21 protein-coding genes, 1 tRNA gene and 2 pseudogenes are annotated in these 24,650 nt (G+C 52.6%); 10 read left to right on the top strand and 14 right to left on the bottom strand.

Annotation, left to right across the window (positions count from 1 at the left end):
- Positions 1-106: 106 nt before the first annotated feature.
- Both KO508_RS10955 and KO508_RS10950 read right to left on the bottom strand, forming a co-directional pair.
- Positions 107-736, bottom strand: coding sequence for a PEP-CTERM sorting domain-containing protein (locus KO508_RS10955; RefSeq protein ID WP_216008359.1), 630 nt, complete (start codon positions 734-736; stop codon positions 107-109).
- Positions 737-879: 143 nt separating this feature from the next.
- Positions 880-1,254, bottom strand: a complete 375-nt coding sequence (locus KO508_RS10950; RefSeq protein ID WP_216008358.1) for a MerR family transcriptional regulator — start codon at positions 1,252-1,254, stop codon at positions 880-882.
- 81 nt (positions 1,255-1,335) lie between these two features.
- On the opposite strand from KO508_RS10950, the gene KO508_RS10945 reads away from it, so the two are divergent.
- Entirely contained in the window at positions 1,336-2,391 is a 1,056-nt protein-coding gene (locus KO508_RS10945) for an SDR family oxidoreductase (RefSeq protein ID WP_216008357.1), read from the top strand.
- A 7-nt stretch (positions 2,392-2,398) separates the two neighbouring features.
- On the opposite strand, the pseudogene KO508_RS18850 reads toward KO508_RS10945, so the two are convergent.
- Positions 2,399-2,744, bottom strand: a pseudogene (locus KO508_RS18850) (DDE-type integrase/transposase/recombinase); the annotation flags it as partial.
- 19 nt (positions 2,745-2,763) lie between these two features.
- On the opposite strand from KO508_RS18850, the pseudogene KO508_RS10940 reads away from it, so the two are divergent.
- Positions 2,764-3,096 (top strand): annotated as a pseudogene (locus KO508_RS10940) (LysR substrate-binding domain-containing protein); the annotation flags it as partial.
- A 7-nt stretch (positions 3,097-3,103) separates the two neighbouring features.
- On the opposite strand, the gene KO508_RS10935 reads toward KO508_RS10940, so the two are convergent.
- A complete protein-coding gene (locus KO508_RS10935; protein ID WP_216008355.1) occupies positions 3,104-3,739 on the bottom strand; it encodes a glutathione S-transferase family protein in 636 nt (211 codons plus the stop codon).
- Between the two features lie 151 nt (positions 3,740-3,890).
- On the opposite strand from KO508_RS10935, the gene KO508_RS10930 reads away from it, so the two are divergent.
- The gene (locus KO508_RS10930; protein ID WP_216008354.1) at positions 3,891-4,838 is read left to right on the top strand and encodes a helix-turn-helix transcriptional regulator; all 948 of its coding nucleotides are present in this window, start codon (positions 3,891-3,893) and stop codon (positions 4,836-4,838) included.
- A 144-nt stretch (positions 4,839-4,982) separates the two neighbouring features.
- Here KO508_RS10930 and KO508_RS10925 read toward each other — a convergent pair whose 3' ends face one another.
- Together KO508_RS10925 and KO508_RS10920 are read right to left on the bottom strand one after the other, a co-directional pair.
- Positions 4,983-5,756 (bottom strand): DODA-type extradiol aromatic ring-opening family dioxygenase, encoded by a 774-nt coding sequence (locus KO508_RS10925; RefSeq protein ID WP_216008353.1) that lies wholly within the window; start codon positions 5,754-5,756, stop codon positions 4,983-4,985.
- Positions 5,757-5,771: 15 nt separating this feature from the next.
- Entirely contained in the window at positions 5,772-6,209 is a 438-nt protein-coding gene (locus KO508_RS10920) for a DoxX family protein (RefSeq protein WP_216008352.1), read from the bottom strand.
- Between the two features lie 117 nt (positions 6,210-6,326).
- On the opposite strand from KO508_RS10920, the gene KO508_RS10915 reads away from it, so the two are divergent.
- Together KO508_RS10915 and KO508_RS10910 are read left to right on the top strand one after the other, a co-directional pair.
- Complete coding sequence (locus tag KO508_RS10915; RefSeq protein ID WP_216008351.1) at positions 6,327-7,217, top strand: LysR family transcriptional regulator; 891 nt, start codon at positions 6,327-6,329, stop codon at positions 7,215-7,217.
- A 180-nt stretch (positions 7,218-7,397) separates the two neighbouring features.
- Entirely contained in the window at positions 7,398-9,368 is a 1,971-nt protein-coding gene (locus KO508_RS10910; protein ID WP_216008350.1) for a methyl-accepting chemotaxis protein, read from the top strand.
- A gap of 238 nt (positions 9,369-9,606) precedes the next feature.
- Here KO508_RS10910 and KO508_RS10905 read toward each other — a convergent pair.
- A tRNA-Arg gene (locus KO508_RS10905) sits at positions 9,607-9,683 on the bottom strand.
- 86 nt (positions 9,684-9,769) lie between these two features.
- Here KO508_RS10905 and KO508_RS10900 point away from each other — a divergent pair.
- The gene (locus tag KO508_RS10900) at positions 9,770-10,489 is read left to right on the top strand and encodes a TIGR04283 family arsenosugar biosynthesis glycosyltransferase (RefSeq protein ID WP_216008349.1); all 720 of its coding nucleotides are present in this window, start codon (positions 9,770-9,772) and stop codon (positions 10,487-10,489) included.
- Positions 10,476-11,111 carry a TIGR04282 family arsenosugar biosynthesis glycosyltransferase gene (locus KO508_RS10895; protein ID WP_216008348.1) on the top strand — a complete coding sequence of 212 codons (636 nt, stop codon included), beginning with the start codon at positions 10,476-10,478 and terminating at the stop codon, positions 11,109-11,111. Before KO508_RS10900 ends, KO508_RS10895 begins: the two co-directional genes overlap by 14 nt.
- Here the strand turns inward: KO508_RS10895 and KO508_RS10890 are convergent.
- Both KO508_RS10890 and KO508_RS10885 read right to left on the bottom strand, forming a co-directional pair.
- On the bottom strand, positions 11,098-13,950 hold the full coding sequence (locus KO508_RS10890) for an insulinase family protein (RefSeq protein WP_216008347.1): 2,853 nt from the start codon (positions 13,948-13,950) through the stop codon (positions 11,098-11,100). The two genes, KO508_RS10895 and KO508_RS10890, sit on opposite strands and share 14 nt — an antisense overlap.
- Before the next feature lie 58 nt (positions 13,951-14,008).
- On the bottom strand, positions 14,009-14,308 hold the full coding sequence (locus KO508_RS10885) for a hypothetical protein (RefSeq protein WP_216008346.1): 300 nt from the start codon (positions 14,306-14,308) through the stop codon (positions 14,009-14,011).
- 373 nt (positions 14,309-14,681) lie between these two features.
- Here KO508_RS10885 and KO508_RS10880 point away from each other — a divergent pair, with 373 nt between their 5' ends.
- Positions 14,682-16,667, top strand: a complete 1,986-nt coding sequence (locus tag KO508_RS10880) for an SDR family oxidoreductase (RefSeq protein WP_216008345.1) — start codon at positions 14,682-14,684, stop codon at positions 16,665-16,667.
- 70 nt (positions 16,668-16,737) lie between these two features.
- Here KO508_RS10880 and rnt read toward each other — a convergent pair whose 3' ends face one another.
- On the bottom strand, positions 16,738-17,397 hold the full coding sequence (gene rnt, locus KO508_RS10875) for a ribonuclease T (protein WP_216008344.1): 660 nt from the start codon (positions 17,395-17,397) through the stop codon (positions 16,738-16,740).
- 41 nt (positions 17,398-17,438) lie between these two features.
- Positions 17,439-18,470, bottom strand: coding sequence for a dihydroorotase (gene pyrC / locus KO508_RS10870; RefSeq protein ID WP_216008343.1), 1,032 nt, complete (start codon positions 18,468-18,470; stop codon positions 17,439-17,441).
- 200 nt (positions 18,471-18,670) lie between these two features.
- Between pyrC and KO508_RS10865 the strand changes: the two genes are divergently transcribed.
- Positions 18,671-19,597: a flagellar protein MotY gene (locus tag KO508_RS10865; RefSeq protein ID WP_216008342.1), complete on the top strand. Its 927-nt coding sequence runs from the start codon at positions 18,671-18,673 to the stop codon at positions 19,595-19,597.
- A gap of 32 nt (positions 19,598-19,629) precedes the next feature.
- Here KO508_RS10865 and KO508_RS10860 read toward each other — a convergent pair whose 3' ends face one another.
- Entirely contained in the window at positions 19,630-20,556 is a 927-nt protein-coding gene (locus tag KO508_RS10860; protein ID WP_216008341.1) for a histone deacetylase family protein, read from the bottom strand.
- Positions 20,557-20,714: 158 nt separating this feature from the next.
- Between KO508_RS10860 and KO508_RS10855 the strand changes: the two genes are divergently transcribed.
- Positions 20,715-23,459: a bifunctional acetate--CoA ligase family protein/GNAT family N-acetyltransferase gene (locus KO508_RS10855; protein WP_216008340.1), complete on the top strand. Its 2,745-nt coding sequence runs from the start codon at positions 20,715-20,717 to the stop codon at positions 23,457-23,459.
- A gap of 44 nt (positions 23,460-23,503) precedes the next feature.
- On the opposite strand, the gene rdgC is transcribed toward KO508_RS10855, so the two are convergent.
- Complete coding sequence (gene rdgC / locus KO508_RS10850) at positions 23,504-24,430, bottom strand: recombination-associated protein RdgC (RefSeq protein WP_216008339.1); 927 nt, start codon at positions 24,428-24,430, stop codon at positions 23,504-23,506.
- Positions 24,431-24,449: 19 nt separating this feature from the next.
- Positions 24,450-24,650 (bottom strand): DUF2788 domain-containing protein, encoded by a 201-nt coding sequence (locus KO508_RS10845; protein ID WP_200365522.1) that lies wholly within the window; start codon positions 24,648-24,650, stop codon positions 24,450-24,452.

Here is a 24,650-nt window from a genome sequence, read left to right as displayed (position 1 = left end):
GTGAGTCGTATTGATGGGCACTCCAGCAGGTGCTTTCGATACCGCTTTGATACGAAAAAAGACAGCGAATGCTGCCTTTTTTCGAAATGTATTTCAGGTCTTGTAATTAAGCGCGACGGCGACGGGCAGCCATCAAGCCGAGTAGGCCAGCGCCAAGTAAGCCAAGGGTGCCCGGCTCAGGCACTGTTGCGGTCACACTTACGTTATCCAGAAAATTGCCAACAGTGCCAGTCAAAGGATTCACAGTGGTAAACGAGATTTTGGTTGTTGTGTCTGCAGCTACGAAAGAACTCGAAAATATGCTCCAACCATTTGTTGTGTGGTCGTCTAGCAGCCAGTCCAAGGAGTTTGTGCCGGAAATGACATCGAAAGAGAACTCTTCTTGGTTGTTAGCCCGTGCCCGGTAGGCAAAGCTAATGTCGTAAGACTGGTTGGCAACGGTCGCAAACTCCTGAAAGATGCTGAACGCAGTACCTGAGCCAGGATGGGCATTCAGTTCGGCGAATTGGTTGCCCTCGGAGGCGGTTACGCCGTTGTAGTTGTTCCATATTTCGAATCGTTCATTATTGGCATTGGCTTCCCATCCGGCTATGTCAGAGAACGATTGCCAGCTATTTCCTGAGATAACGTCATCTTCAAAACTGCCATTCTGAATAAGATTGGCGCTGACAGGGGTTGCAATGGCAAGCGATAGGCTTAAAGCACTGAAAGCGGCTATGCGGTTGCGTAAAGACATGAAATTTTCCTTCACTGGGTTTTTTGCTAGAATGCTTAAATTTAAGCAATATACGTGCCAATAATTTTTTGTCTTTTTATTTCAATGTCCTGGGGATTCTGGTCGCGGCTTATAGGAGTGGAGTGTAAAGTTACCCGACATATTTATTTATGTTGTAAGTCTCGCTCCTTGGCACTGCGTTCCAGTTGCTGCTGCTCTTCGGTTAGCAGTAGCCTGAGGGCTTCCAATTCTGCAATTTTTGCGTCTACAACGGCACGTTTCTGTGCCATCAACACAGCGCCTTGTGCACAATCCATAGTGTCTTTTCTAAGCGCGTCGAGCACATCAAAGATCTCCCTGAGAGAGAATCCCAGATCTTTCAGTTGTCGCACCATGTTGACCCTTTTAACTGCCTGCTCTGGGTAGTCTCTGTAGTTGTTGCCTTGCCGGCTTACCTCCAGCAACAAGCCCTGTTTTTCGTAGTAACGCAACGTATGACGGTTAACGCCGGTGCGCTGCTCAAGCTCGGATATTTTCATAAATAAGTCGTCCTGACTATTGACCTTAGAGTTCACTCTATACCTTAGAGTTGTCGCGAACTCAACCAAATGGAACTTACTATGAATCTGTTAATCACTGGTGCGACAGGCTTTATTGGCCGTCATCTGTGCGCTCACTTGACCGCTCAACACCATACCGTTGTTGCGCTGATGCGCCGGCCTCATGAACTCCCAAACCTTCAGGCAAGCGTATATAGCCTAGGCGGAAGAGGAACGTTAATAAAAGCGATATCTGGAGATTTGGCGAAGCCCAAGTTAGGCATTACTGAATCATTAGCTGAAGTGGATGCCATCATTCATCTTGGTGCTCGCTTTGCCTGGCAGCTTGAGTATGAAAGCGCCTACACAACAAACGTAGAAGGTAGTCTGGCCATTGCAGAACTGGCTAGGGAGCTTGGTTGCCGACTGGTATTCATTAGCGGGTTTATGCTTGAAAATTTGCAGCATTTGAATCAATTGGGCATTAACCCTGCCCAACCAGAGAGGACGAACTGGCGGAAGGTGTACCGGCATGCTGGTGCCTATGAAGCTAGCAAGCTAGAAGCCGCGTTGAAGGTTCGATCATTTGCAGCAAAAACAGCGCTTGATATGGTGGAAGTTCAGCCCGCGACAGTTGCAGGCCACAGCCATACCGGCGAGTTGGATGCTGCACAACCGCTATTCCAACTAATCGACAACTTGTCCCGAGGGCGCCTTGCACTGGTTCCAGGTACGAGTGAGCATTGGCTACCGCTTACCACTGTGGATCATCTGGTGGCTTTGATCACCGCAGCCGCGATCGCGAAGAATGTGCCGGAGCGATTGTTGTGCTTGGACTCGGATACACCGACACTTCAGCAAATGCTAGCGTTGGTTGGTGGTTCGATAGGCGTTAAGCCGCCACGTCGATATGTTCCCATACCCGTGCTGCGAGCGCTGTTGTCTATTCCCGGAATCCCTAAACTTATGAATACCTATCCCGAAGCGTTGAATTTCATTCAAACAAAGCGCTTCGATACCTCCATTACGGATCAGTTTCTTGAGCATCAGGAGCTACTCCGGCCCGAGATAGGTTTGGCTATTGAGGCGAGCGCTCGGTGGTATCAACAAAGTGCACTTGACAAGCGCAGAGCCTGAGGGTTTGTCGGTTGCCTTGATCCGAGTGAATCAATACCTTGTCCTTCGGGCGTTGATGCCAGATAGCCATCAGCAGTGCATCCACTACGATGCTCCGGTGCAGCGTTTGTTTCATGGACCCACCCGCCACACGGCGGGAGAACAGATCGACCACCACCGCGAGATACAGCCAGCCTTGTCAGGTACGAATGGAGGTGATGTCGGCTACCCCGGCTTTATCGGCTCGACTCACGGTGAATGCACGTTGGAGTTTTTTTGGGGCCAGAATTGACGGTCTTCCGGCTATCATCCTCGGCGCTTTATAGCCTCTTATATGCCTTGAGTTTATGCTCTTCTTGGCTTCGACCAAACCGGCGTCCTGTTCACCAGACCATAGCCGACCCGATAGATTGGATTGGTTGGCAGAAACAGACGGGAATAGATGGGCTGGATGTCAGTGCCGGGTTGGTGGTTTCGGACGAAACCCACGCCATCTCCACCGCCGTGGGTGGTCAGGGCGTAGCGTTGATGAGCCGGACGTTGATTGTGGATGAGTTGGCCGAAGGGTGCCTGATGCAGCCGTTCGGCCCAGAACTGGAAGGCAAACCCTTCTACTTGGTGTACCCGGAAAGCCGCCAGCAGAATCCGACGATACTGGCCATCCGCGATTGGGTACGGAATGTACCCGGCGGATTGTGTTCGCTATCGCCGGCTGCCTCAGTCTGACTGAACCTCAGGTTTCGACCGCCTTTATCGTCTCAGCCAGAGCATTATCCAATTCATTAGCACGTTTCGCTGCAGGCCGACCTTCGGTGCGATTGATGTAGTCCTGAAAGACGTCGTTCGGCGGAATATTCTTCTGCACCATTGCCCAGCGGAGGTAGCTGCTGACCAGTACATCCGCAGCGGTAAACTGATCACCACAGATATAGGGTCTCTGGCCTAGCTCTTTCTCTAGAGTATTGATGCTGTCCTCCATAAGGCCGCAGCCGACGGACTGGGCGTTACTGCTATCGATTTTCCAGCCGTAGGCCAAGGCACTGGTGGCCATCTCGAAGGGACCAGCGATGAAAAACATCCAGCGGTAATAGGGCCCGCGTTCTAGGGATTGTGGCCTTGGCGCCAGACCCTTGTCCGGAAACTGGTCCGCCAGATAGGCGCAGATGGCCGCCACTTCGGTCACCACGGTATTGCCGTGTTTGATGGCTGGCACCTTGCCCATGGGGTTGATGGCCAGATATTCTGGGGCTTTCATATCCCGACCGAAATTCATCGTCTCTACCGCGTACGAAACTCCAACCTCTTCAAGCATCCAGCGAACAACGCGACCGCGTGACATGGGGTGAGAGTAAAACGTGAGTTCTGACATGTTGATCTCCTTTTCAAGCCAGTGTTTATAGTGGTTTTGGATACTGCGGGGGCAGATTAATGTGCAAATAGGCGAATATCTGTCCTAAATAAATGGGACTATGCATATTTAATGTCACCCATCGGAAAAGACTGCTAAGAGGAAGGCGACAATGTCTGGTCCCACTACCCGCGTATTAACCGTGCTGGAGTTGTTGCAGACCCATGGCCAAATCGGCGGTGCCGAGCTAGCTGAACGGTTGGGCGTGGATCGCCGGACGATCCGGCGCTACATCACCGTTCTCGAAGACCTGGGTATTCCGGTCATGACGGAGCAAGGGCGCTATGGGGGCTACCGGTTGGTCGCCGGCTTCAAATTACCGCCGATGATGTTCACAGAGGAAGAAACGTTGGCGGTGTCGCTGGGTTTGCTGGCGGCACGGCAACTTGGGCTGACGGACGCGGCGCCAGCGATTGCCAGTGTGCAGGCGAAACTGGAACGGGTGATGCCGGCCAACCTGAAAAAGCGGGTACGCGGTGTTAGCGAGACTACCCGGGTAATCCTGCCCCGTGGCGAGCCCAGTCTGGACGACCGTGCCTTGCAAACGCTGACCGTAGCCACTGAAGCGATGCGTTCGGTCGGGTTTACCTACCATTCCCCGAAGCAGGGCGGGATTGACCGCAGCGTTGATCCGTATGGGCTAGTGTTTCGACAGGGTCGCTGGTATCTCACAGGCTTTTGTCATCTCAGGCAGGCCATGCGGTCGTTCCGGCTGGATCGAATCAGTAATGTTCGCCTCTTAACGCCAACCTTCCAGCGACCATCGGGTTTTGACGCGGCGGATTTCCTGAGCGAGAGCTTCATGTCCTGGAGCGGAACCCACGAGGTTGCTCTGGTGCTGCATACGAACCATGAGTCTGCCGCAGCAGTATTTGGTTTTTGTGCGGAGGGGTTCGAACAGTGCGATGATGGCCTGCTGTTTACGACACAAACCGACAGTCTCGAGTGGTTTGCCTGGCGTGTGATGCACCTCCCGTTCCAGTTTACTGTTCTGAAGCCCGATGGCTTGAAAGATGCCTTGCGGGCGCACGCCACGCGGTTGCTTGCCTGTTGTGAATGAGTGCGCCGCAAGGTTCGCCACCACGGCTAGGATAACGCCGGGCTCGCCTCCACCATCCTGTTGGCCCGGCAGGACCACGAGGTCACTCAATTTGAACGGGCCGATATCCTCCGCCTGTGAGTGCCGGAATCCTGATACAGCCTTCTATCCCTTCTGAAATATAAAAGAATCCATCGACAGTACGCCGTGCTCAATGCCGCCTTCAATAACTGAGCCCCGCGCATTGGGGCCGGCGGCACCCAATGCAAACAGCAGGGGCAGGAAATGCTCACTGGTGGGGTGCGCTCGCTTTGCATATGGTGCGAGGGCCATGGCGTTTATCAGGCTTGCCTGATCGTTTTCCAGAACGGCTTCACGAATCCACTGGCTAAACGCCTTTGCATACTCTGCACCGCTGTTGTCTTTCCAGCGCACTTCGTACAGGTTATGAGTCAGACTGCCCGAGCCGACGACCAATACACCTTCCTCTTGCAGTGGCGCCAGAATCTGGCCCATTTGGTACGCAGAGTGACTATCAAGGTTTGCTGGCAGTGACACCTGAAACACCGGCACGGAGGCATCGGGATAGAGGTACGTCATTGGCACCCAGGCGCCGTGGTCCAAGCCGCGATGAACGTCCGCCATCGGCTGCCATCCGGCTTTATCCAGCAGCGACAGCGCCCTCTTCGCGAGCATTGGATGACCATGCGCAGGGTATTCCAGTTTGTACAAGGCGGGTTCAAAGCCCCGGAAGTCGTGGATAGTGCCCGGCGTTTGCGCCAGACCCACCCGCACCTCAGGCGTCATCCAGTGTGGAGACACCACCAGTACTGCGTTCGGTCGGGGCAGTTCCTTTCCAAGCTGCGAGAGGGCTGGGCCTGCCAGACCCGGTTCAAGTGCGAAGGTGGGAGCGCCGTGGGATACAAACAGGCTGGTCATGGCGTGTTACTCCTGTTATTTCCTTACCAAGCGATCAACGGAAGCGCGCCCGGCGCAGCTGAACAGCATCGAAACAGAAGCCGCCAGTAATACCAGCGCGAATTCATAGCCGTTGTTGCTCATAAACAGGCCGTTTTGGAAATGCACGCTGACGATGGCAATTAACATCGCAAAGGCCAGCGCTGCACTGGCAGGGCGAACCAGCAGGCCGATGATCAGTGTCAGGCCACCCAGAAATTCGGTGCCACCAGCCAGAAGGGCCATGTGGTAACCTGGGCTCAGGCCGATGGAGTCCATCCATTGCCCGGTGCCTTCAAGACCGTAGCCGCCGAACCAGCCGAACAGCTTCTGGGCGCCGTGGGCGGCGAAGATAATGCCGACAGGGATGCGCAGGGCAAGAGCGCCCCAGCCCGCGTTGGTGTCGAGCAGTTTGTTGACGAATGCGTTGTTCATGATCGGGTTTCCTTGTGTGTGAGGCGTGCTTTGAGCATGGGGATACTTTACGAGTATCGAATTTTGGGATAAACATGCATTTGCCGAATTTACTGTTTCAATAAATGGAACAATTAAATGGATCGATTGCTTGAGATGCAGACCTTCTGTGCCGTGGTGAACGAAAACAGCTTTGTTGCCGCATCAGAGACAATGGGTATGTCGAAAGCCGCTGTATCCCGATACATCGGTGAACTCGAATCCCGGCTTGGGGTGCGACTACTGCACCGCACTACCCGGCGACTGTCGCTAACTGCGGAAGGGGAAGTGTTCTACGTGCGTTGTCGTGAGTTGCTGGCGGGGGTGGAAGAGGCAGAGGCAGAACTGACCTCACGCAGCGGCGTCGCCAAAGGTGTGTTGCGTATCAACGCCCCAGTGAGTTTCGGCATTCGCCATCTGGCGCCCCTGTGGGGGCAGTTCCATGGCAAATACCCGGATGTGGAGCTCAACATCGACTTGTCCGACCGCATTGTGGATATCGTTGAAGAAGGCTTCGACTTGGCCATTCGCATCGCCAGCCTGAGAAATTCCACCCTGGTTAGCCGGCGCCTCACCACCACGCGGCTTGTTGTTTGTGCATCCCCTGAGTACCTCAGCGTTCACGGTGCGCCAGAACATCCCGAGGACCTGAGCCATCACAAGATCATTGCCTACAGCAATCTGGCCACCGGCAACGACTGGCACTTTGAAACTCCAGACGGGCGAGTGAGCACGCGCGTACGCCCCTGGATGCAGGCCAACAACGGCGAAACCTGCTGTGCCGCGGCCGTGGCACACCAAGGCGTGATCCATCAGCCTAGCTTCCTTGTGCAGGACGATCTGGATGCCGGTCGACTGGTCGAGTTGATGCCGGAATACTGCTCAGTTGTATTGGGCGTTTACGCGGTCTATCCCACCCGCAAGTTTGTTACGCCTAAGGTGAGGGCGTTGGTGGACTTTCTCGTGTCGGCGCTTCCGGTGGGAGTGTAGGGGCAGGGACGGAGCTTTTGCGCAGTGCCTTGCGTTCAGCTCCGGGGGGGCACCTCCTTAAGGGTTGTTATATAAGAATAATATCGATTCTTATCGGATAGTTTATATTTTCAAAATACTGGTAGCCCGCCTAGACTGTTGATTGTAAGCAGCGCCAACGTAATCGCCTTGAGGACTCCTATGTTAACCCTGAACCGAAAGATACAGCTGTTAGGTGTAAGCCTTCTTGTGGCGGCTTTTATTACAATCTATCTGGTTATGACTCTTATAGCCCATCCGGAGCTTGAGGCGCAGGCCATAGCCAGTGCCAACCAAACGGTAAACAATACCAAGAGCAAAATTGAAACAACCCTCCAAGAGGCGGCTGTGCTGACAAGCACACTGGCAGCTCTGTCAGAAACTCTGCCATTGGAGAAAGATCTGTTTATCAAGGAGTTGGCCCCAGTTGTTGACCATTATGGTAATGCTTTGATTGCCGGCGGCGGCATATGGCCAGAGCCGGGCAAGCTGACACTGGGTAAAGATAGAGATTCGTTGTTCTGGGCCCGCAATACTGAAGGTGAGCTGGAGTTACTGGATGATTACAACGACCCCGGTGGCTCGGGCTATCACAATGAAGGCTGGTATACGACGGGCCGGAATCTCTCCTCTGGAAAGTGTGTCTGGTCTGAAGCCTACCAAGATGCTGTATCCGGCATGCCAATGGTAACCTGCACCGTATCAATCCGACGTGGTGGTCAGTTCTGGGGTGTTGCGACGATTGATTTGATGCTGGCTGGTCTGAACGACCGACTGGAGAGTCAGAACAAAGTGACCGGTGGATACAGTCTGGTCATCGACCAAACTGGACGGATTGTCTCTTTTCCCGATATACGTTCAAAAAACCTCAACATGAAAACTCTGGATGATGCGGTCGGCGAATACTCAGACCTGACTCCGTTAAAAACAGCATTGAATACTACGCAGCAAACCTACCTGCCTGAGGGTGTTGTTGATGGGGACAGATCTCTACTTGTGCAGGTACCTCTGGAGGAACAAAAGTGGACCGTTGCAATGATTCTTCCGGAGTCTACCGCCCTGTCAGCACTGAACCGGGTCAGTTCAGGCCTTTACTTCACACTGCTGCCTCTGGTAGTGCTGTTTGCGGCAGCGGTTGTTTTGCTGGGCCGCAGTTTTTTGAGGAGCATTCAGGAAACGACCCATCAGGTGAACAGCCTCAGCGAAGGGCAGCGAGGCAGCAAACTCACCATCGCACGTGCCGATGAGGTTGGTGCTCTACGAAAAGCTGTTAACGAGTACGGAGATCATCTGGAAGCTACTCTTGACCACATTGCAGCAGAGGCAAACAGTGTGAAAGCTGGCGCCGACAACCTTCAAGCACTGAGTAATACCCTGAATGATCGGGCTAATGACCAGATGAATGAAAACCTGACGCTGGCCTCTGCGATCAATCAAATGTCTGCCAGTGCATCAGAAGTAGCAAATAACACCAATACAGCCGCCGACACTGCAGAAGAAGCCTCTCAACTGGTTAAGGACGGGCACAGTGTCGTTAGTGAAAATAGTGAGGCCATCAACCAACTGGCCGAAGCGCTCAGCAAAGCTTCATCGGTAATCGATAAGCTGGCCGCCGATTCACAACAGGTGGGATCGGTACTGGACGTGATAAAAACCATCTCAGAACAGACCAACCTGCTGGCGCTTAACGCGGCCATTGAAGCTGCCCGTGCCGGGGAGCAAGGGCGCGGCTTTGCCGTAGTCGCCGATGAGGTTCGCTCATTGGCGGCAAAATCACAGGAGTCGGCGAACGAAATCGATGGCATGATTCACCAGCTTCAGGATGCTGCTCGTCAGGGTGTTCAGGTTATTGAATCTAGCCGCCATCTCTCTGAGGCATCCCTCAAAAGAGCTCAGCAGGTTCAGGCGAGCTTTGAAGGGATCGTTACCGCCTTTGATAATATCAAAGAACGTACCGTCAGCATCGCCGCTGCATCGGAACAACAAGCCAATGTCACGGACGAAATTAGCCAACTGGCTGAGCGCATCCGTGGCATATCGGAACAAAATGCTCAGGATGCTACCGAGCTAAAAAATATGAGCTCTGTCTCAACCGAGTTGGCTCAGCGGTTACAGGATATTAGCAAGCAATAAGGGTATCTGGTCGTGATGGTATGTCAAACCCTATGACCCCACAGGGAGCCATGGCGGAGCTTAAACTCTTTTTGGGGGTATAAAATCTGCTTTAACGGGGTGCATTTCAGTGTGCACCCCAAACGTACCCTCAGGATGTGTAGGTTGGGGTGGAATGTTTTGGAACGATAAGGAGGGGGGAAGTGTGTTTAAAAACAGAGGTTTGTCGTGGCTTGTGGGTTGGTGCGGAAGGGGGAACTGGTGCCCTCGGCAGGACTCGAACCTGCTACCTTCCCCTTAGGAGGGGGACGCTCTATCCAGATGAGCTACGAAGGCGCTTCTTTGAGAAGGTCGGTATGATAACGGCCTGAAGCTTATGGCTCAAGGTGTTACCGAGTTTTCTGTTTGTTTGGGAGTGGCGTTTGTCTGAACTCTTTTCACTAAGTATTGTCGTGCCTGTATGGATGGAGTCAGCCAGTATTGTGGCAACGCTTGAAGCGCTGCAGCCGTTACGTACTGCTGGCCATGAGCTTATCGTTGTGGATGCTGGAAGCACCGATGGCACGGCCAAACTGGCGCAGCCTCTTGCGGACCGGGTGGTTCAATCGGGGAAGGGTAGGGCCGTTCAGATGAATGCTGGCGCGTCTGTTGCCCGGCCAGCAGTGAAAGGCAACCTGCTGCTGTTTTTACACGCGGATACCCGTCTTCCCTCAAGTGCATTGAGCGAGCTGAGTAAGTTTGTTCACAGCGACAACGCTTGGGGGCGTTTTGATGTGCGCCTGAGCGGTCGGGGTGTGATGTTCCGTGTGATTGCTTGGTTTATGAATCAGCGTTCGCGGTTAACGGGTATATGCACGGGCGATCAAGCGCTGTTTGTGCGCAGAGAAGTGTTTGAGGCTTTGGGTGGGTTTGAGCCTTTGCCTATTATGGAAGACATTGAATTTACTCGCAGGCTCGGGTTGATATCCCGCCCCTTTTGTATTCGAGAACCGGTTACAACGGATAGCCGCCGTTGGGAGCAGGGAGGCACTTGGCGCACCATCTTTTTAATGTGGCGTTTGCGCTGGCGCTATTGGCGCGGTGACTCGCCAGAAAATCTCGTCCACGCTTACCGTTCGGATGTTCGCAATGGCAAAGAATAAGTCCGCTGATGCAGTGGTGATGCAATTCGCTAAGTGGCCGGAAGCAGGCCGGGTGAAAACCCGCCTTATCCCAGCTCTGGGTGTTTCAGGCGCTCTGCGTGCGCACGTGGCACTCACGTTTGCAGTGCTGGAAAACTTGGATGATTCTGGCTTTGCTGTGCAATTCTGGTGGGACAGGGAATTAGAGCCCGTTCCGGAAGTTGCACAAGAGGTTGTGCAGGCCATTGAACAGCGAGGCGTAGAGCAGCGGGTTCAGCAAGGTATGAATCTGGGTGATCGCATGTTCAATGCCCTTGCAGTTGGGTTGGCGTCACACCGTTTGGCGCTGATTGTAGGTAGTGATTGCCCTTCCGTTGATCCGGGCTATGTTCGGCAGGCCGTGGGTTGTCTGGAAGACTATGATGTGGTGTTGGGCCCGTCAGACGACGGTGGTTATGTGCTCATTGGCGCTCGCCGGGTGGTTCCGCATATGCTCGATGGTGTTGAATGGGGTACCGGTAGCGCTCTGGAACAAACCTGCGAGCAAATCAAAAAAATGGGGCTCAGCGTTGGTTTGCTGGAGCCCCGTTGGGATGTGGATGAGCCGGAGGATTGGGCGCGTTTTCAGCTTACCTTGAAGTAACGGGGGGCTGTTGAAGGGTTAGAGCGCGAGCTTCATACGCACTCAACCCATCGCCTCCGGTTACTACGCGCAGAGCTCTATCTCTGTTTACCACAGCGCTTTCAAAGGTGGCTTTTAGTTCTTCCAAGCTGACGGTTTTAACAGCTTTTGCGAGTTGCTCGCGGGAATCAAAGTTATCAGAGCCACGGTCAATCTCGCGCCAGTAGCGCCCTGATATCTCGCCCAACTGGCGGTCTTGCTCCAGAATTTTGCTGATTACCGCCTGTTTTTCACGATTCAGCCGTTTTTCGTCTAGGGTACTGAGAGTTTTATCAAAACCTTCTGAGAACTCTCGAACCGCTTGGTCAATGTCGTTCTGGCTTGCGGTCGGTGATTGCACTACAAAGCCCAGTGCCGGAGTCTCCAGCATTTCAAACGGTGTGGCGTAAACAATGTAGCCAAGCTGGCGGGTGGTTCTGATCTCTTCGTAAAACGGGCTACTTATTATTTGGGCCAGTAGGCGGAAGCGGGCGCGTTCGTCAAAGCCGGTGTCTTTACCTTGGGTGTAGAGCGTGTAACCGGTATCCGGGTGCTCTACATCCAAGGATACCAGCGTCTCGTTGGCTGGTAGCTTCCGCATGCGGCTGCGTTCAACCTCTACAATTTCACTCTTGCCCAATACGATTGCGTCAACTTGTTGGGCAAGATTGAGGGCGTAGGCTTCTGTAATATTGCCGTGGGCCAACAGCACCGGGTCTACTTCTGAAAGTAACGCATCCGCAAAAGACATAAGCTCTTCGAAGGTCACTTCTTTGGCTGCTTGAAGCTTTTCTTCGGTACTCCAGGTGTCTTCCAACAAGGCCGACTGAATGAATTCCGAGGTCTGAGCCACTGGGCGATCTTTCGCTTTGTTTTGCAGGCTGTCTATAAGATTCTGCCGAGCAATATCAAACCGCTGCTGGCTAACCTCCGGCGTTGCTACCTGCATAAGAATACGGTTCATCAGCGTGTGGAGTTTGTCGCTGTATCCGCCTACACGCACGGTGATGCCACGCAGGTGAGGATAAATGCTGTAATCCAGCCCGGCTAGGCGGGCTGAATAAGCCCAGGCATTCAGGTTGTTGTTGATGTTGTCCACCAGTAGACGTGTGAGCACGTGGCTGCGGGCGGAAACCTGGACAGCTGGGGTGCGTAAGCTGAAGAACACGTTGGCCTTGGGCGTATTGAAACGGGTATCCCGGGCAAACCAAATCGCAATGCCGTCCTGGTTGCCCAAACGCTCGGGTTTGCTCATGGTTTTGCCTGAAACCATAGCAAGGTTTTCAGGCACAAACGGGTTGGGTAGTGGAAGCCGAAGCGCTTCACTCAATGCGCTGGACGCATTGTTTTGGAGTAGCTCTGCGTTCAAGGGTTCAAGTTGCCAGGGCGTTTCATACCATTGAGTATATTCTGGGTTTGTCAGTTCAGGCTGTGGCGCCAGTAAGTAGGCCATTAGATTATCCGGCGTTAACCGGGAAAGAATGGCCTTGTACTGTTCTGGCGCATAGCGCTCCATCAACCAAGGCGCGCTGAGAATGTCGTCAGCGGGATAATCCTGAAGCTGGCTGGATAGCCGCATGGCCTCGTGCATAGGTTCACTTTGCTCACGAAAGCGAAAGTCAATTTGCGCCAACTGCTGCATTTCCTTAAAGCGCTGTTGGCTGATGCCCTGTTCACGGATAATGCCGATGTATTGGAACACCAGAGGCAGAATCTCCTCATGCCTGTCGAGGCCCTCTGGGGTGAGCGCAATGCTGATGTCCAATGTGGCGTTTTCGCCGGTATCCATTCCAAGGCCTGCAGAGAGGCTATCAGCCAAACCGTTTCTTTTGAGCACATCGAATAGGCTTCCCGGCCCCTCATGACCAAGCAGGTTTGCTAGGTAGCTGGCAGGTTTCGTGCGGTAGTTTTCCTTCTGGGATGGAATGGGAAACGACAGTGACAAACTGCGAACATCTTTGATGGCTTCAGCAGTTACCTTTGCAGGCAGTTTATGGTCTTCAAGTAGGCTCGCGCTGTGAACCCTGGGTTTTAGATTACGGTTCTCTATGGCCTCAAAACGCGCGCGTACCATCGATTCAAGTGTGTTCAGCGTCTGGGGGCCATAAACGGCTAGCGTCATCAGGTTGGCGGAATAATGGGTTTTCCAGAACTCGATCAGGTCGGGCCGAAGTGGATTCGCTTCGGTATTTTCCAATGTAGTTAGGTTGCCTACAGCAAACTGATGAAACGCGTGTTCAGGGTTGCTAGTGGCTTTTTTGACTGAATAAAAACGACGGCCATCCTCTTTTTGTTTCGCACTGAACTCTGAATGAACAGCATTACGTTCCCGGTCTACCAGTTCGGCGGTAAACAGTGGTGCGGCAAACTGCTGGGCAAAGCGGTCCAGTGCTGCTTCGAGATAGTTAGCCTGAATATCAAAGAAGTAGTTAGTGTTTCGAAACGCTGTGAAGGCATTGTGGCTGCCGCCGTGGCTTTTGATGAACTGCTGGTACTCTCCGGGCTCAGGATACTTTTCAGTGCCCAAAAACAACATGTGTTCCAGAAAGTGCGAGATGCCTTCCCGCTCTTTCGGGTCATCACCACTGCCAACGGCCACATTCATGGAAGCTGCAGCTTTGTCCGCGCTTTTATCCGATACGAGAATAGCGCGCAAGCCATTATTCAGTTCTATGAACCTGTATTCGTTGTTGTCGTTCGGGCTCTTATCTGGAGTCTGTGCCGCCACGGAAAAAGTGCTGGCGAGGAACAATACCAGTAGCGCAAACACTTTTGTGGCTAGCAACTGTGTAACAAGGTTCTTGGGCGAACTTATAGACATAGGGCCTCTCGTATCCGTTTGGGAGCCTGAAAAGTTGAGGTGCGACACTGGCTAATGCTCAGTGCGCCTTTGAATTGCGTGTTTCTTTCGGCTGTTGATCGAGGGTTTTTCGGGCGAGATCTGCCGCTTTTTCAGCATCAAGTTCGCCAGAGGCAATGCGCTCAAGTACAGACGCCATAATAGCGACAGACTGGCGGTAATCCGCAAACTCAGATTGAAAGGCGCTGTCTATGGCTTGATAAACCGCTTGAATTTTCTGTTCCCTGCTTCCGGAATCTGATGCTGTGTCGTTGATAGCTTTCAAGCAGGCGCGGGCAATGGTGATATAGCGATCAGTGTTCGGGTTATCTTTCTGCATTCTAGGTTTTCCGGGTATCGTTTGAACTGGAGGACGTTTTGACGCCTGAATAGGCTACAAGTTCCGGATTATCGCATTGCTGGCGGGTTGTTTCATTGCTTTGCCGTAATTCACATTTGAGGTGAGGCACGGGCGAATTACTGTGCTAGTCTAAATTGCGTTGTGTCGGGTAAAAATACAGTCGCCCAAAACGATTTTAGAGTAATAGCTCTAACAAAAACAATGGGTTGCAGGGCGAAAGTTCTAACTAATTCCGATACATGAAGGTTGCAATTAAGTACAATGCCGTCCGTTATGGGTTGCCGTAAGACTTTGGTCTAAGGTGGTCGGCATGGATAGACAACAATAGAGCAACAAGCAGGGTGGATTATCAATGAATTATTTCCTGACCGGTGGTACTGGTTTTATTGGTCGTTTTCTAGTGGAAAAACTGCTGGCGCGTGGCGGTACCGTGCATCTGCTTGTAAGAGAGCAGTCTCAAGGTAAGCTTGATGCGCTCAGAGAAAGCTGGGGTGTCGATGAGTCTCGTGTAAAGGCTGTTATTGGCGACCTCACGAGCAAGAACCTGGGCATTGATGCCAAAACCCTTAAAGCCTTGGCAGGAAAAGTGGACCACTTTTTCCATCTCGCGGCTGTCTACGACATGGGCGTCGATGAAGAAGCGCAGCAGGCCACGAACATCGAAGGCACCCGGTCTGCAGTGAATGCTGCTGCAGCCATGAAAGCAAAACATTTCCACCATGTTTCTTCTATCGCTGCAGCAGGTCTGTTTAAGGGTATTTTCCGCGAAGACATGTTTGAAGAAGCGGAGAAGCTGGATCACCCGTACTTAATGACCAAGCACGAATCCGAGAAGGTAGTGCGTGAAGAGTGCAAGGTGCCCTTCCGTATCTATCGGCCGGGCATGGTGATTGGCCATTCAGAAACCGGAGAAATGGACAAGATTGACGGTCCTTACTATTTCTTCAAGTTGATTCAGAAAATTCGTCGTACTCTGCCTCAGTGGGTGCCGACAATTGGTGTTGAAGGCGGTCGGCTGAACGTTGTTCCTGTCGATTTTGTGGTGAATGCAATGGATCACATTGCTCACCTTGAAGGCGAAGACGGAAATTGCTTCCACCTTGTGGATACCGACCCATATAAAGTTGGCGAGATTCTCAATATTTTCTGCGAGGCGGGTCATGCACCCAAAATGGGTATGCGTATTGATTCCCGCATGTTTGGGTTTATTCCCCCATTTATCCGTCAAAGTTTGAAAAACCTGCCACCAGTTAAGCAGATCACCAGTGCAGTGCTCGATGATCTGGGTATTCCACGCTCCGTGATGTCCTTTATTAATTACCCCACGCGCTTTGATGCCCGTGAAACCGAGAGGGCGCTCAAAGGAACGGGTATTGAGGTGCCCCGCCTTGAGCGTTATGCGCCGGTGATTTGGGATTTCTGGGAGCGCAATCTTGACCCAGATCTGTTCAAAGATCGCACGTTAAAGGGAACAGTTAGCGGCAAGGTGTGTGTAATAACCGGTGCTACTTCTGGTATTGGCCTGGCAACGGCTGAAAAGCTTGCAGACGCTGGCGCAATATTGGTGATTGGTGCTCGCACAAAAGAAACGTTAGATGAGGTGAGTGCATCTTTGGAAGCAAGAGGCGGTAATGTGCACGCCTATCAGTGCGACTTCTCCGATATGGACGATTGCGACCGGTTTGTGAAAACCGTTCTGGATAATCACGGGCATGTAGACGTGTTGGTGAATAATGCAGGCCGCTCAATCCGCCGTTCACTGTCATTGTCTTTTGATCGCTTCCACGATTTTGAGCGCACTATGCAGCTCAACTACTTCGGTTCAGTGCGCCTAATCATGGGCTTTGCGCCTTCTATGTTGGAGCGTCGGCGTGGGCATGTGGTTAATATTTCATCCATTGGTGTACTGACCAACGCGCCCCGGTTCTCGGCCTATGTGGCGTCTAAATCGGCGTTGGATGCGTTTAGCCGGTGTGCTGCGTCTGAGTGGTCGGATCGGAACGTAACCTTTACCACCATCAATATGCCGTTGGTGAAAACTCCGATGATTGCACCCACCAAGATCTACGATTCCGTGCCAACTCTTTCGCCGGAAGAGGCCGCCGACTTGGTGACTAACTCAATCATTGATCGCCCCAAGCGCGTTGCTACGCGTCTTGGTATTACAGCACAGGTGCTGCACGCTCTGGCACCGAAGGTGGGCGAGATTGTTATGAACACGGGCTACCGCATGTTCCCTGACTCGGCTCAGGCTGCTGGTGGCAAGCCTACTGATAAGCCTAAGGTGTCTACAGAGCAGGTGGCATTCGCAGCAGTGATGCGAGGCATCCACTGGTAAGCGAAGTACTGTTAGAGCAATGAAACAAAAAAACCCGCACAGCGGGTTTTTTTGTGGGTACTAAGTGAGGTTATTGGTCGCTCTCGTCCACCATAAAAGGTGGCGGAAATCCGCCCAAATCCAACCAGCGATTAACAATGCCGCAAAACAAGTCGGCTGTTTTTTCCGCATCATAAGCTGCTGAATGAGCTTCTTTATTGCTGAACGGAATGCCAGCCAACTTGCAGGCTTGTGCGAGCACTGTATGGCCGTAGGCCAGACCAGCAAGGGTTGCTGTATCGAAGGTAGAGAAGGGGTGAAACGGGTTGCGGTTAATCTCTGCTCGTTGTGCCGCAGCAAATACAAAATTGTGGTCGAAAGTTGCGTTGTGTCCCACCAGCACGGCACGTTTGCAATCGTGTGCTTTGACCGCTTTGCGGATTGGGCGAAAGATCTCGCTAAGGCCTTCTCGCTCAGGAACGGCCTCCCGTTCCGGATTCCACGGGTCAATGCCCGTGAAGTCCAGTGCGGATTGCTCAAGATTGGCGCCTTCGAACGGGTCAATCTGTTGCAAATGCGTTTCGGCGCGGTGTAAGCGACCGTCCTCGTCCATGGTGAGCATCACCGCAGCTATTTCCAGCAGAGCATCACGTTCCGGATTAAACCCGCCTGTTTCTACATCAACAACGACGGGTAAAAAGCCGCGAAATCTGCGGGACATGGGGTGCGATTGTCGGTTTTCTTCAGTCACTAAAGCTCCGGTCTTGGCCGTTTTCAATAAGTCGGGGTGAGTTACGCTTGGCGCCAGTTAATGGTTTCGCCAGCTTTTAGTGGAACAATGGTACCACCGGCCAGTGGTAATTCGTCCGGCATGGTCCAGGGTTCTCTCACCAGCGTAATGGTATCGGTATTTCGCGGAAGACCATAGAAATCCGCACCGTTAAAACTGGCGAAAGCTTCCAGTTGGTCAATAATTCCCAGCTCTTCGAATATATCTGCGTACAAGCCAATCGCGCCGTATGCGGAATAGCAGCCTGCACAGCCGCATGCCGCCTCTTTTTTGTCTTTCGAGTGAGGTGCGGAGTCCGTCCCTAGAAAGAATCTCTTATCGCCACTTGCAACCGCATCCCTTAACGCTTGTTGATGTCGATTACGTTTGAGGATCGGTAGGCAATACAAGTGGGGGCGTATACCACCGACTAACATGTGGTTGCGGTTATACATCAGGTGCTGGGGGGTAAGCGTTGCAGCAAGGTTGTTGCCTTGATAATGCCGCACAAACTCTGCGGAATCAGCGGTCGTTATATGCTCAAGAACAACCTTAAGGCTGGGAAAGGCTTTCAGTGTGGGGGCAAGCACTCGCTCGAGAAAGACCTTCTCCCGGTCAAAAATATCGATATCCGCATCGGTCACCTCGCCATGAACAAGCAGCAGCATGCCGCACTCTGCCATGGTTTCAAGTACAGGATAGATATTGCGGATGTCTTGCACACCCGATGCAGAGTTAGTGGTAGCGCCTGCCGGGTAAAGCTTAGCCGCCACAACACCGTCGGCGCTTGCCTCAAGAATGTCCTGACGGGTTGTAGATTCTGTTAGATAGAGTGCCATCAAGGGCCGGAAACCCGTGCCTTTGGCCGCTGCTAGGATTCGATCCCGGTACGCTGAGGCTTCAGCGGCGTTAGTTACGGGTGGGACAAGATTAGGCATGATGATCGCGCGTCCAAAACAGGCCGCCGTTGCGGGCACGACGTCTTCTAACACTTCGCCGTCACGAACGTGGAGGTGCCAGTCGTCGGGGCGCACAAGGGTAAGTTGTTCGTTCATGGGCTGGATTCCGCATTACTTTCTAATAACTGGGATAAGAGGCGTTGAAGGCGCCTTCACTTTGGAAGGTGCTTTGGCTCTTAAAAATTTGGCAGATTATAGCAGAAGGTGCCGGTGATTGTTTTTCCCGTGTTTGATTAAAGAACGCCGGGTCTGTGCCGTTAAGCATGGAAACCACGAAACATCCGTGAAACAACGGTATGACTGTTATGACACAGGTTTTCACTAAGCAAATGCGGTACCGACTAGGGACGCTGGCATTAGGCCTCTTTTTGCCCAGTGCAAGCTGGGCGGGAAGCTATGGCGCCGGAATCACAAATAGCCAGTGGTATATTGCTGAATCCGTTTTCGAGTGCTCATTGGTGCATGAGGTTCCGGGCTTCGGGCGAGCCGTGTTCCGGCACAGGGCAGGTGAGGATTTGTCATTTTTCCTGGAGTCCGAATTTAATTTGATGCGCCCTGGGCAAGGTTCTCTAGTTGTTGAGGCACCGGCATGGCGGCCAGGCGTGGCTCCAAGGTCTGTGGGTGTGGTTGATGTATCGGATGGGCGTCGACAGGTGTCTCTGAAAGCCCGGCAGTCAGTGATTCTTGCACAAAGCCTGTTGGAGGGCATGCGCCCTACCGTTACCCGCGCCTCTTGGTACGACGGCAGCCCCGTTCGGGTGCAGGTGTCTAATGTTAATTTCAACGGCCAATACCAGCGCTATCGCGCGTGCGCTGCGAATTTATTGCCGGTGAATATCGATCAGATAAGTCGTTCGAGAGTGGCGTTTGCCAGTGGCAGCAAGCGCTTGTCTGCAGCCGATATGGAGTTGCTTGATAACATTGTGGCCTACCTGATGGCGGATTCCACGGTGGAGCGTGTGTTTGTTGACGGGCATAGCGACAGAATTGGAAGCCGCATCGATAACCGGGCCTTGTCTGAGGAACGAGCCAATGTGGTTGCCGACTATCTGAAAAGCCGTGGGATAGATTCAGATCTAATCACCGTAAGGGCCCACGGCGACCGGTACCCTGTATCTAGACGTCCTGCCGACAACCGGCGAACTACCATCCGTTTGCAGCGTGAGAGTGATCGCCCCGGAATGCAGCAGGCTAACGGCTACGGTGGCTTTACTTCGGGTTAAGTTTTGGGCGCGAGAGCTCTAAACCCAAAACCTCAGTAAACCGAACTCAGCACTTCCAAGTGGGCATTCACGCTTTCGGCAAGCGCTTTTAAATGATAGCCGCCTTCCAGAGTGGAAATGATTCGGTCGTTGCTGTGCTCATTCGCCACGCCTGCCATCATCTCCGTTAGCCAGCGGTAATCCTCTGTTTCCAGATTCACTTCAGCCATCGGATCCAATCGGTGGGCGTCAAATCCGGCGGATATCAAAATTACCTGAGGCTTAAAAGCGTTCAGGCGTTTTATCCATCCGGCTTCTACCTGCTTGCGGTATTCTGCGGAAGAGCATCCGGCTTCAATGGGAATGTTCACGATATTATCGGCTTGCCGGTGTACATGGGAGTATGGAAATAAAGGGTGCTGGAAGGTTGAACACATCAAGATGCGTTCATCTCCGCTCACAATATCCACAGTGCCGTTCCCTTGATGCACATCAAAATCAATAATGGCCACTCGGTCAAGATGATGAAAATTGAGCGCGCGCATGGCTGCAAGAGCTATGTTGTTATAAAAACAAAAGCCCATCGATTTGGTGCGTTCGGCATGGTGGCCTGGAGGTCGTGCGCAGATGAAGGCGTTGGTAACTTGACTGCTCATGACCATATCCACCGCTTGGATGTTAGCGCCGGCAGACAATCTTGCAGCGCGTAGGGTGTCGGGCATCATGGCGGTATCCGGATCGGTGAACACCCGCCCTCTAGTGGGCTGCATCATGTCGAGCTGTTGCAGGTAGCTTTCTGGGTGCACGCTTAATAGTTGGTCGCGGGTAATTTCTTCTGGGCGCACCCAGTCGAGTTTTTCTGCAATACCGGTGTCGGCTATATAGCTGATGATGGCCGCCAAACGAGCGGGACTTTCTGGATGCTCCGGCCCCATGTCGTGTTTCATGCAGTCATCGTGAGAAAAAAATGCTGTGGTCATAAATCTCGAAACGTCCCGGCTATACTTGTATTTTCTTCAATCTTATCAGGGAAAATCTGATGGCGCCGAGTTTCTTTGGTCGTATAGTGGTAATCGGCATTTCACATTGGTTGTTCAATGCATAAGATAGCTAAAACAACGTCCCAAGGAGAGTCAGCGTGAGCACCCGGTATCTGGAAAGTCTATTTAACCCTGACTCCATTGCGTTGGTCGGAGCATCGGAGCGGACGGGCAACCTTGGCGGTATGGTGTTGCGAAACCTGATGAGTGGCGGCTATCCGGGCAAGCTTCTGGTGGTTAACCAGAGGGGTTACGAAAATGTCCATGGCGTACCCTGTGTCAAGAATATTTCCAAAATGGAATTTACGCCAGACCTAGCCATTGTCTGTACGCCACCTGATACAGTTGCCAAAACCATCCGGCGCTTGGGTGAGGCGGGCGTGCGTACAGCGATCGTGATGACCGGCGGCATGTCCCGTACCCACAGTAAAACCGGCCAGCCTTTGATGTACTCGGTGAGAGATGCGGCGAAGGAAACGGGCATTAGAGTCCTGGGTCCCAACACCATTGGTTTGATGGTCCCGGCCAGAAGCTTGAATGCCACCTATGCGCACATGGGGGTGCTTCCCGGCCGCGTAGCGTTCGTGGGCCAGTCTGGCACCATTGCCAGTTCAGTAATCGATTGGGCCTTTGCACGGGGGGTTGGTTTTTCCTATTTTCTCACCCTCGGCGACGGCATGGACATAGATCATGACGATCTGATTGATTACCTCGCCCAAGACTCCCAAACCCGAGCTATTCTCCTGCACATTGAACATATTCCAAATGCACGTCGCTTTATGTCCGCCGTGCGAGTGGCCTCTAGAACTAAACCAGTTATCGCCGTTAAATCTGGCAGAGTGCCAGAATCTGAGTGGCTACCCCATGAGTTACCGGATGGCATAAGGCGGAGCGACCCCATATATGACGCCATGCTCCAGCGTGCCGGTGTGCTGCGGGTTGATGGTCTGGGGCAGATGTTCGACGCTCTGGAAACACTTACCCGTATGCGGCCTTTGCGCAGAGAGACCCTTGCTATTTTAGCCAATGGCGTGGGGCCGGGCGTTTTAGCAGTGGATCGGCTGGCGGATCTGGGAGGCGAGCTTGCAGATTTGTCCGAGTCTAGCATTACGTCTCTCGCGGAACTTCTACCATCATATTGGACACGCAAGAACCCCATCGACCTCAACTACGATGCGTCTCCCGAGCTATATGGCAATGCCATCAAGATTCTGGCCAAAGATCCAGAAGTGGCCAACGTGCTGGTAATGTACGCGCCCAGTTTGACCGAAGACAGTTTGCAGATTGCTGATGCCGTGGTGCAAGCGGCAAAGGGCACGCGACTTAATATTTTCACCTGCTGGCTGGGGCAGAGTACGGTCATGGAAGCCCGTGATGAGTTTTATCGCGCCGGGGTGCCTTCGTTTTTTAACCCGGAAAAAGCGGTTGTTGCTTTTATGCAGCATGTTCGGCACCAGCGTATCCAGCGCTTGCTGACGGAAACCCCCGAGTCGTTTACGGATCATTTCTCGGATTACACAAAACCACGTCGATTGGTAATGAATGCGTTGCGCTCAGGCCGAAAGCACTTGTCGAGCCGTGAAGCCCGGGAAGTGATCTGCGATTATGGTATCAATACCATAGAGACTATTTATTGCGAAGACGTAGAAGAAGTTCTCGAAGCTTTTTCCATAGAGCGCCGCCCCGTGGACGTAACCCTTGTGCACGAGCAAGCCTGTCACCCTTTTTTTACCTTGACGGTTGCCCAGCGCCGCTACAAGGGTAAGGTTCAGAAGCTGAGCAGCGAGGCTGCGATTATTGATGCCTGCCAGTTTCTGATGGAAGAGTATCAGGAGCACTTCCCGAACAGTGGTTTTCTTGGGTTTGCCATGCAGCGCTCCTATCAGCACATTGGCGGTATTGAATTCAGTGTAGGGATTACCAGAGATGCCCAGTTTGGGCCTTTGGTGGTTTGCGGTGCGTCTGGCGCCCATATCAATGTAATGACAGATCGCCAGATAGCACTCCCGCCGTTGAACATGGTCCTTGCAAGAGAGCTACTGCGTCGGACCTATATGTTTAAATTGCTTCGTGAGCACAGCTTGAAGCCGGAGTCGGATATCCGCGCGGTGGCAGAAACCTTGGTCACCCTGTCCCAGATTGTTATTGATATACCCGAAATTCAGGGGCTGGAGATTTCACCCTTGTTGTTCAATGAACAAGGTGCTGTAGCGGTGAACGTGACCATTAACCTGTCGGAAACGCGAGGCCAGCCGATTATCCAGCCTTACCCGAGAGAACTTGAGGAATGGTTGGTGTTGCCCAAATCCGGTCGAAGGGTGATTATCCGCCCGGTTCTGGCCGAGGATGAGCCCTCCCACCGGGTCTTCCATGAGCTTCAGTCACCCGAATCCATTCGCTATCGGTTTTTTCAGTATCGTAAACACTTCACTCGGGAAGATGTCGCTCAGATGGTACAGATCGACTACGACCGAGAAATGGTTTTCATCGCCAACGCGCCAAGAGAAGACGGGGAAGGGGATGAAACTCTGGGCACTGTGCGAACCTGGACAGATGCAGACAACCTCCAGTGTGAGTTTGCCGTAATGGTTCACGATAAAATGAAGGGCGAGGGGCTTGGTGTTGCCCTAATGCAGAAGATGATTGATTACTGCCGCGCCCGTGGAACGGTAGAAATGGTAGGGAATGTGCTAGCAGACAACCGGCCGATGCTGCAGTTGGCGGAGCACATGGGGTTTGAAGTGAAATACAACGTTGAGGAAGAGGTTATGGATTTGCGGCTGGTGCTGAACGAGCCGGAAAATGACTGGCAGAAAGAGCGGTTAGGGAAAAGCGCCCACTGAGGCCTTCTTAGAAAGGCCCCAGCGTTACCCATAGGCTAAAGGTATTACTCTTCAACAATGGCCGAACGGTCTTCGCCGCCCATTGCCTCTAGTAAGCCCGGAATCAGTTTGGACAGTTCCAGCGTCATGAGTGTGAAGGCTGCGTCAAACTTCGCAACGGCGTCGTCCACATCCACGTCGTCGAGCTGCTCTTGAAGTGTTTCACCAAACTTCAGTCGGCGAATGCCCATTTCTTCATCAAGAACGAATGACACATTGTCATCCCAGGTTAAGGCAAGCTTGGTTACTTCCATCCCGGCTTCCAAGTGATTGCGGATTTCATCCGCTTTCAAATCCAGCCCTTTACAACGGACCACGCCGCCATCTTCCGACGGGTCTTTTAGCTCACACTCATCCCCAAGTACCACACTATTTGGCAGGTCAATGGATTCGTTCAACCAGCCGGTAAAGGTGAATATAGGCGATTGCTCCAGTACAGGAGGGCGCACCGGTAGAGAACCCAGACTTTTGCGTAACGTTGAGGCCATATCCTCCGCCTGCTTTGCGGAGCCTGCATCAACCACTAGAATACCGTCTTTAGGCGCTAGATACGCAAAGCTGCGACGGTTGCGGGAAAATGCCTGAGGCAGCATTTCAAGCATCACCTGCTCTTTAATTTCTTCCTTTTCTTTGCGGCGAACTTTGCGGCCTTGTTCATGCTCTATGGCTTCGGCTTTTTCTTCAACCGCATCTTTTATTACTGGGCCGGGTAGAATTTTCTCTTCTTTGCGCAAGGCAATCAGATGATAGCCATTGGCACTATGAACCAGTAGTTCACCGTGTTTGCCCAGTGGCGGAACCCATCCTTGACGAGCGGTTTCTTGTGGGCCACAGGGTTTGAACGCATCGGCGCTGAGCTTTTCTTCCAGCGCTTCAGAAGAAATATCAAACGGCTTGGTAAAACGGAAAACGCGGGCGTTGCGAAACCACATCAGGCTTGATCCTTGTCTTTCATATTTGGATAACTTCTACGAGCACTGTTTTAACGATAAAGCCGAAAACACCCGCCCCCAGCACTGTAAACAGGGCGATGGTACCAAACTTTCCGGCCTGTGATTTCTTAGCCAAATCCCAAACGATAAAACCCATCCAACCAATAAGACCTGTCAGAAGCACCATCATGGCGATCTGGGAAAATACTGCTTCATTCAT

Origin of the sequence: Marinobacter salexigens (assembly GCF_018860765.1) — a bacterium.
Taxonomy (GTDB): Bacteria; Pseudomonadota; Gammaproteobacteria; order Pseudomonadales; family Oleiphilaceae; genus Marinobacter; species Marinobacter salexigens_A.
This window is presented reverse-complemented; position numbering and strand designations above follow the sequence as displayed.

Excerpts from the sequence above, each read along its gene's own strand:
- KO508_RS10955 (WP_216008359.1), bottom strand. The coding sequence starts at position 736 with ATGTCTTTACGCAACCGCATAGCCGCTTTCAGTGCTTTAAGCCTATCG.
- KO508_RS10950 (WP_216008358.1), bottom strand. The coding sequence starts at position 1,254 with ATGAAAATATCCGAGCTTGAGCAGCGCACCGGCGTTAACCGTCATACG.
- KO508_RS10945 (WP_216008357.1), top strand. The coding sequence starts at position 1,336 with ATGAATCTGTTAATCACTGGTGCGACAGGCTTTATTGGCCGTCATCTG.
- KO508_RS10935 (WP_216008355.1), bottom strand. The coding sequence starts at position 3,739 with ATGTCAGAACTCACGTTTTACTCTCACCCCATGTCACGCGGTCGCGTT.
- KO508_RS10930 (WP_216008354.1), top strand. The coding sequence starts at position 3,891 with ATGTCTGGTCCCACTACCCGCGTATTAACCGTGCTGGAGTTGTTGCAG.
- KO508_RS10925 (WP_216008353.1), bottom strand. The coding sequence starts at position 5,756 with ATGACCAGCCTGTTTGTATCCCACGGCGCTCCCACCTTCGCACTTGAA.
- KO508_RS10920 (WP_216008352.1), bottom strand. The coding sequence starts at position 6,209 with ATGAACAACGCATTCGTCAACAAACTGCTCGACACCAACGCGGGCTGG.
- KO508_RS10915 (WP_216008351.1), top strand. The coding sequence starts at position 6,327 with ATGGATCGATTGCTTGAGATGCAGACCTTCTGTGCCGTGGTGAACGAA.
- KO508_RS10910 (WP_216008350.1), top strand. The coding sequence starts at position 7,398 with ATGTTAACCCTGAACCGAAAGATACAGCTGTTAGGTGTAAGCCTTCTT.
- KO508_RS10895 (WP_216008348.1), top strand. The coding sequence starts at position 10,476 with ATGGCAAAGAATAAGTCCGCTGATGCAGTGGTGATGCAATTCGCTAAG.
- KO508_RS10890 (WP_216008347.1), bottom strand. The coding sequence starts at position 13,950 with ATGTCTATAAGTTCGCCCAAGAACCTTGTTACACAGTTGCTAGCCACA.
- KO508_RS10885 (WP_216008346.1), bottom strand. The coding sequence starts at position 14,308 with ATGCAGAAAGATAACCCGAACACTGATCGCTATATCACCATTGCCCGC.
- KO508_RS10880 (WP_216008345.1), top strand. The coding sequence starts at position 14,682 with ATGAATTATTTCCTGACCGGTGGTACTGGTTTTATTGGTCGTTTTCTA.
- pyrC (WP_216008343.1), bottom strand. The coding sequence starts at position 18,470 with ATGAACGAACAACTTACCCTTGTGCGCCCCGACGACTGGCACCTCCAC.
- KO508_RS10865 (WP_216008342.1), top strand. The coding sequence starts at position 18,671 with ATGACTGTTATGACACAGGTTTTCACTAAGCAAATGCGGTACCGACTA.
- KO508_RS10860 (WP_216008341.1), bottom strand. The coding sequence starts at position 20,556 with ATGACCACAGCATTTTTTTCTCACGATGACTGCATGAAACACGACATG.
- rdgC (WP_216008339.1), bottom strand. The coding sequence starts at position 24,430 with ATGTGGTTTCGCAACGCCCGCGTTTTCCGTTTTACCAAGCCGTTTGAT.
- KO508_RS10845 (WP_200365522.1), bottom strand. The coding sequence starts at position 24,650 with ATGAATGAAGCAGTATTTTCCCAGATCGCCATGATGGTGCTTCTGACA.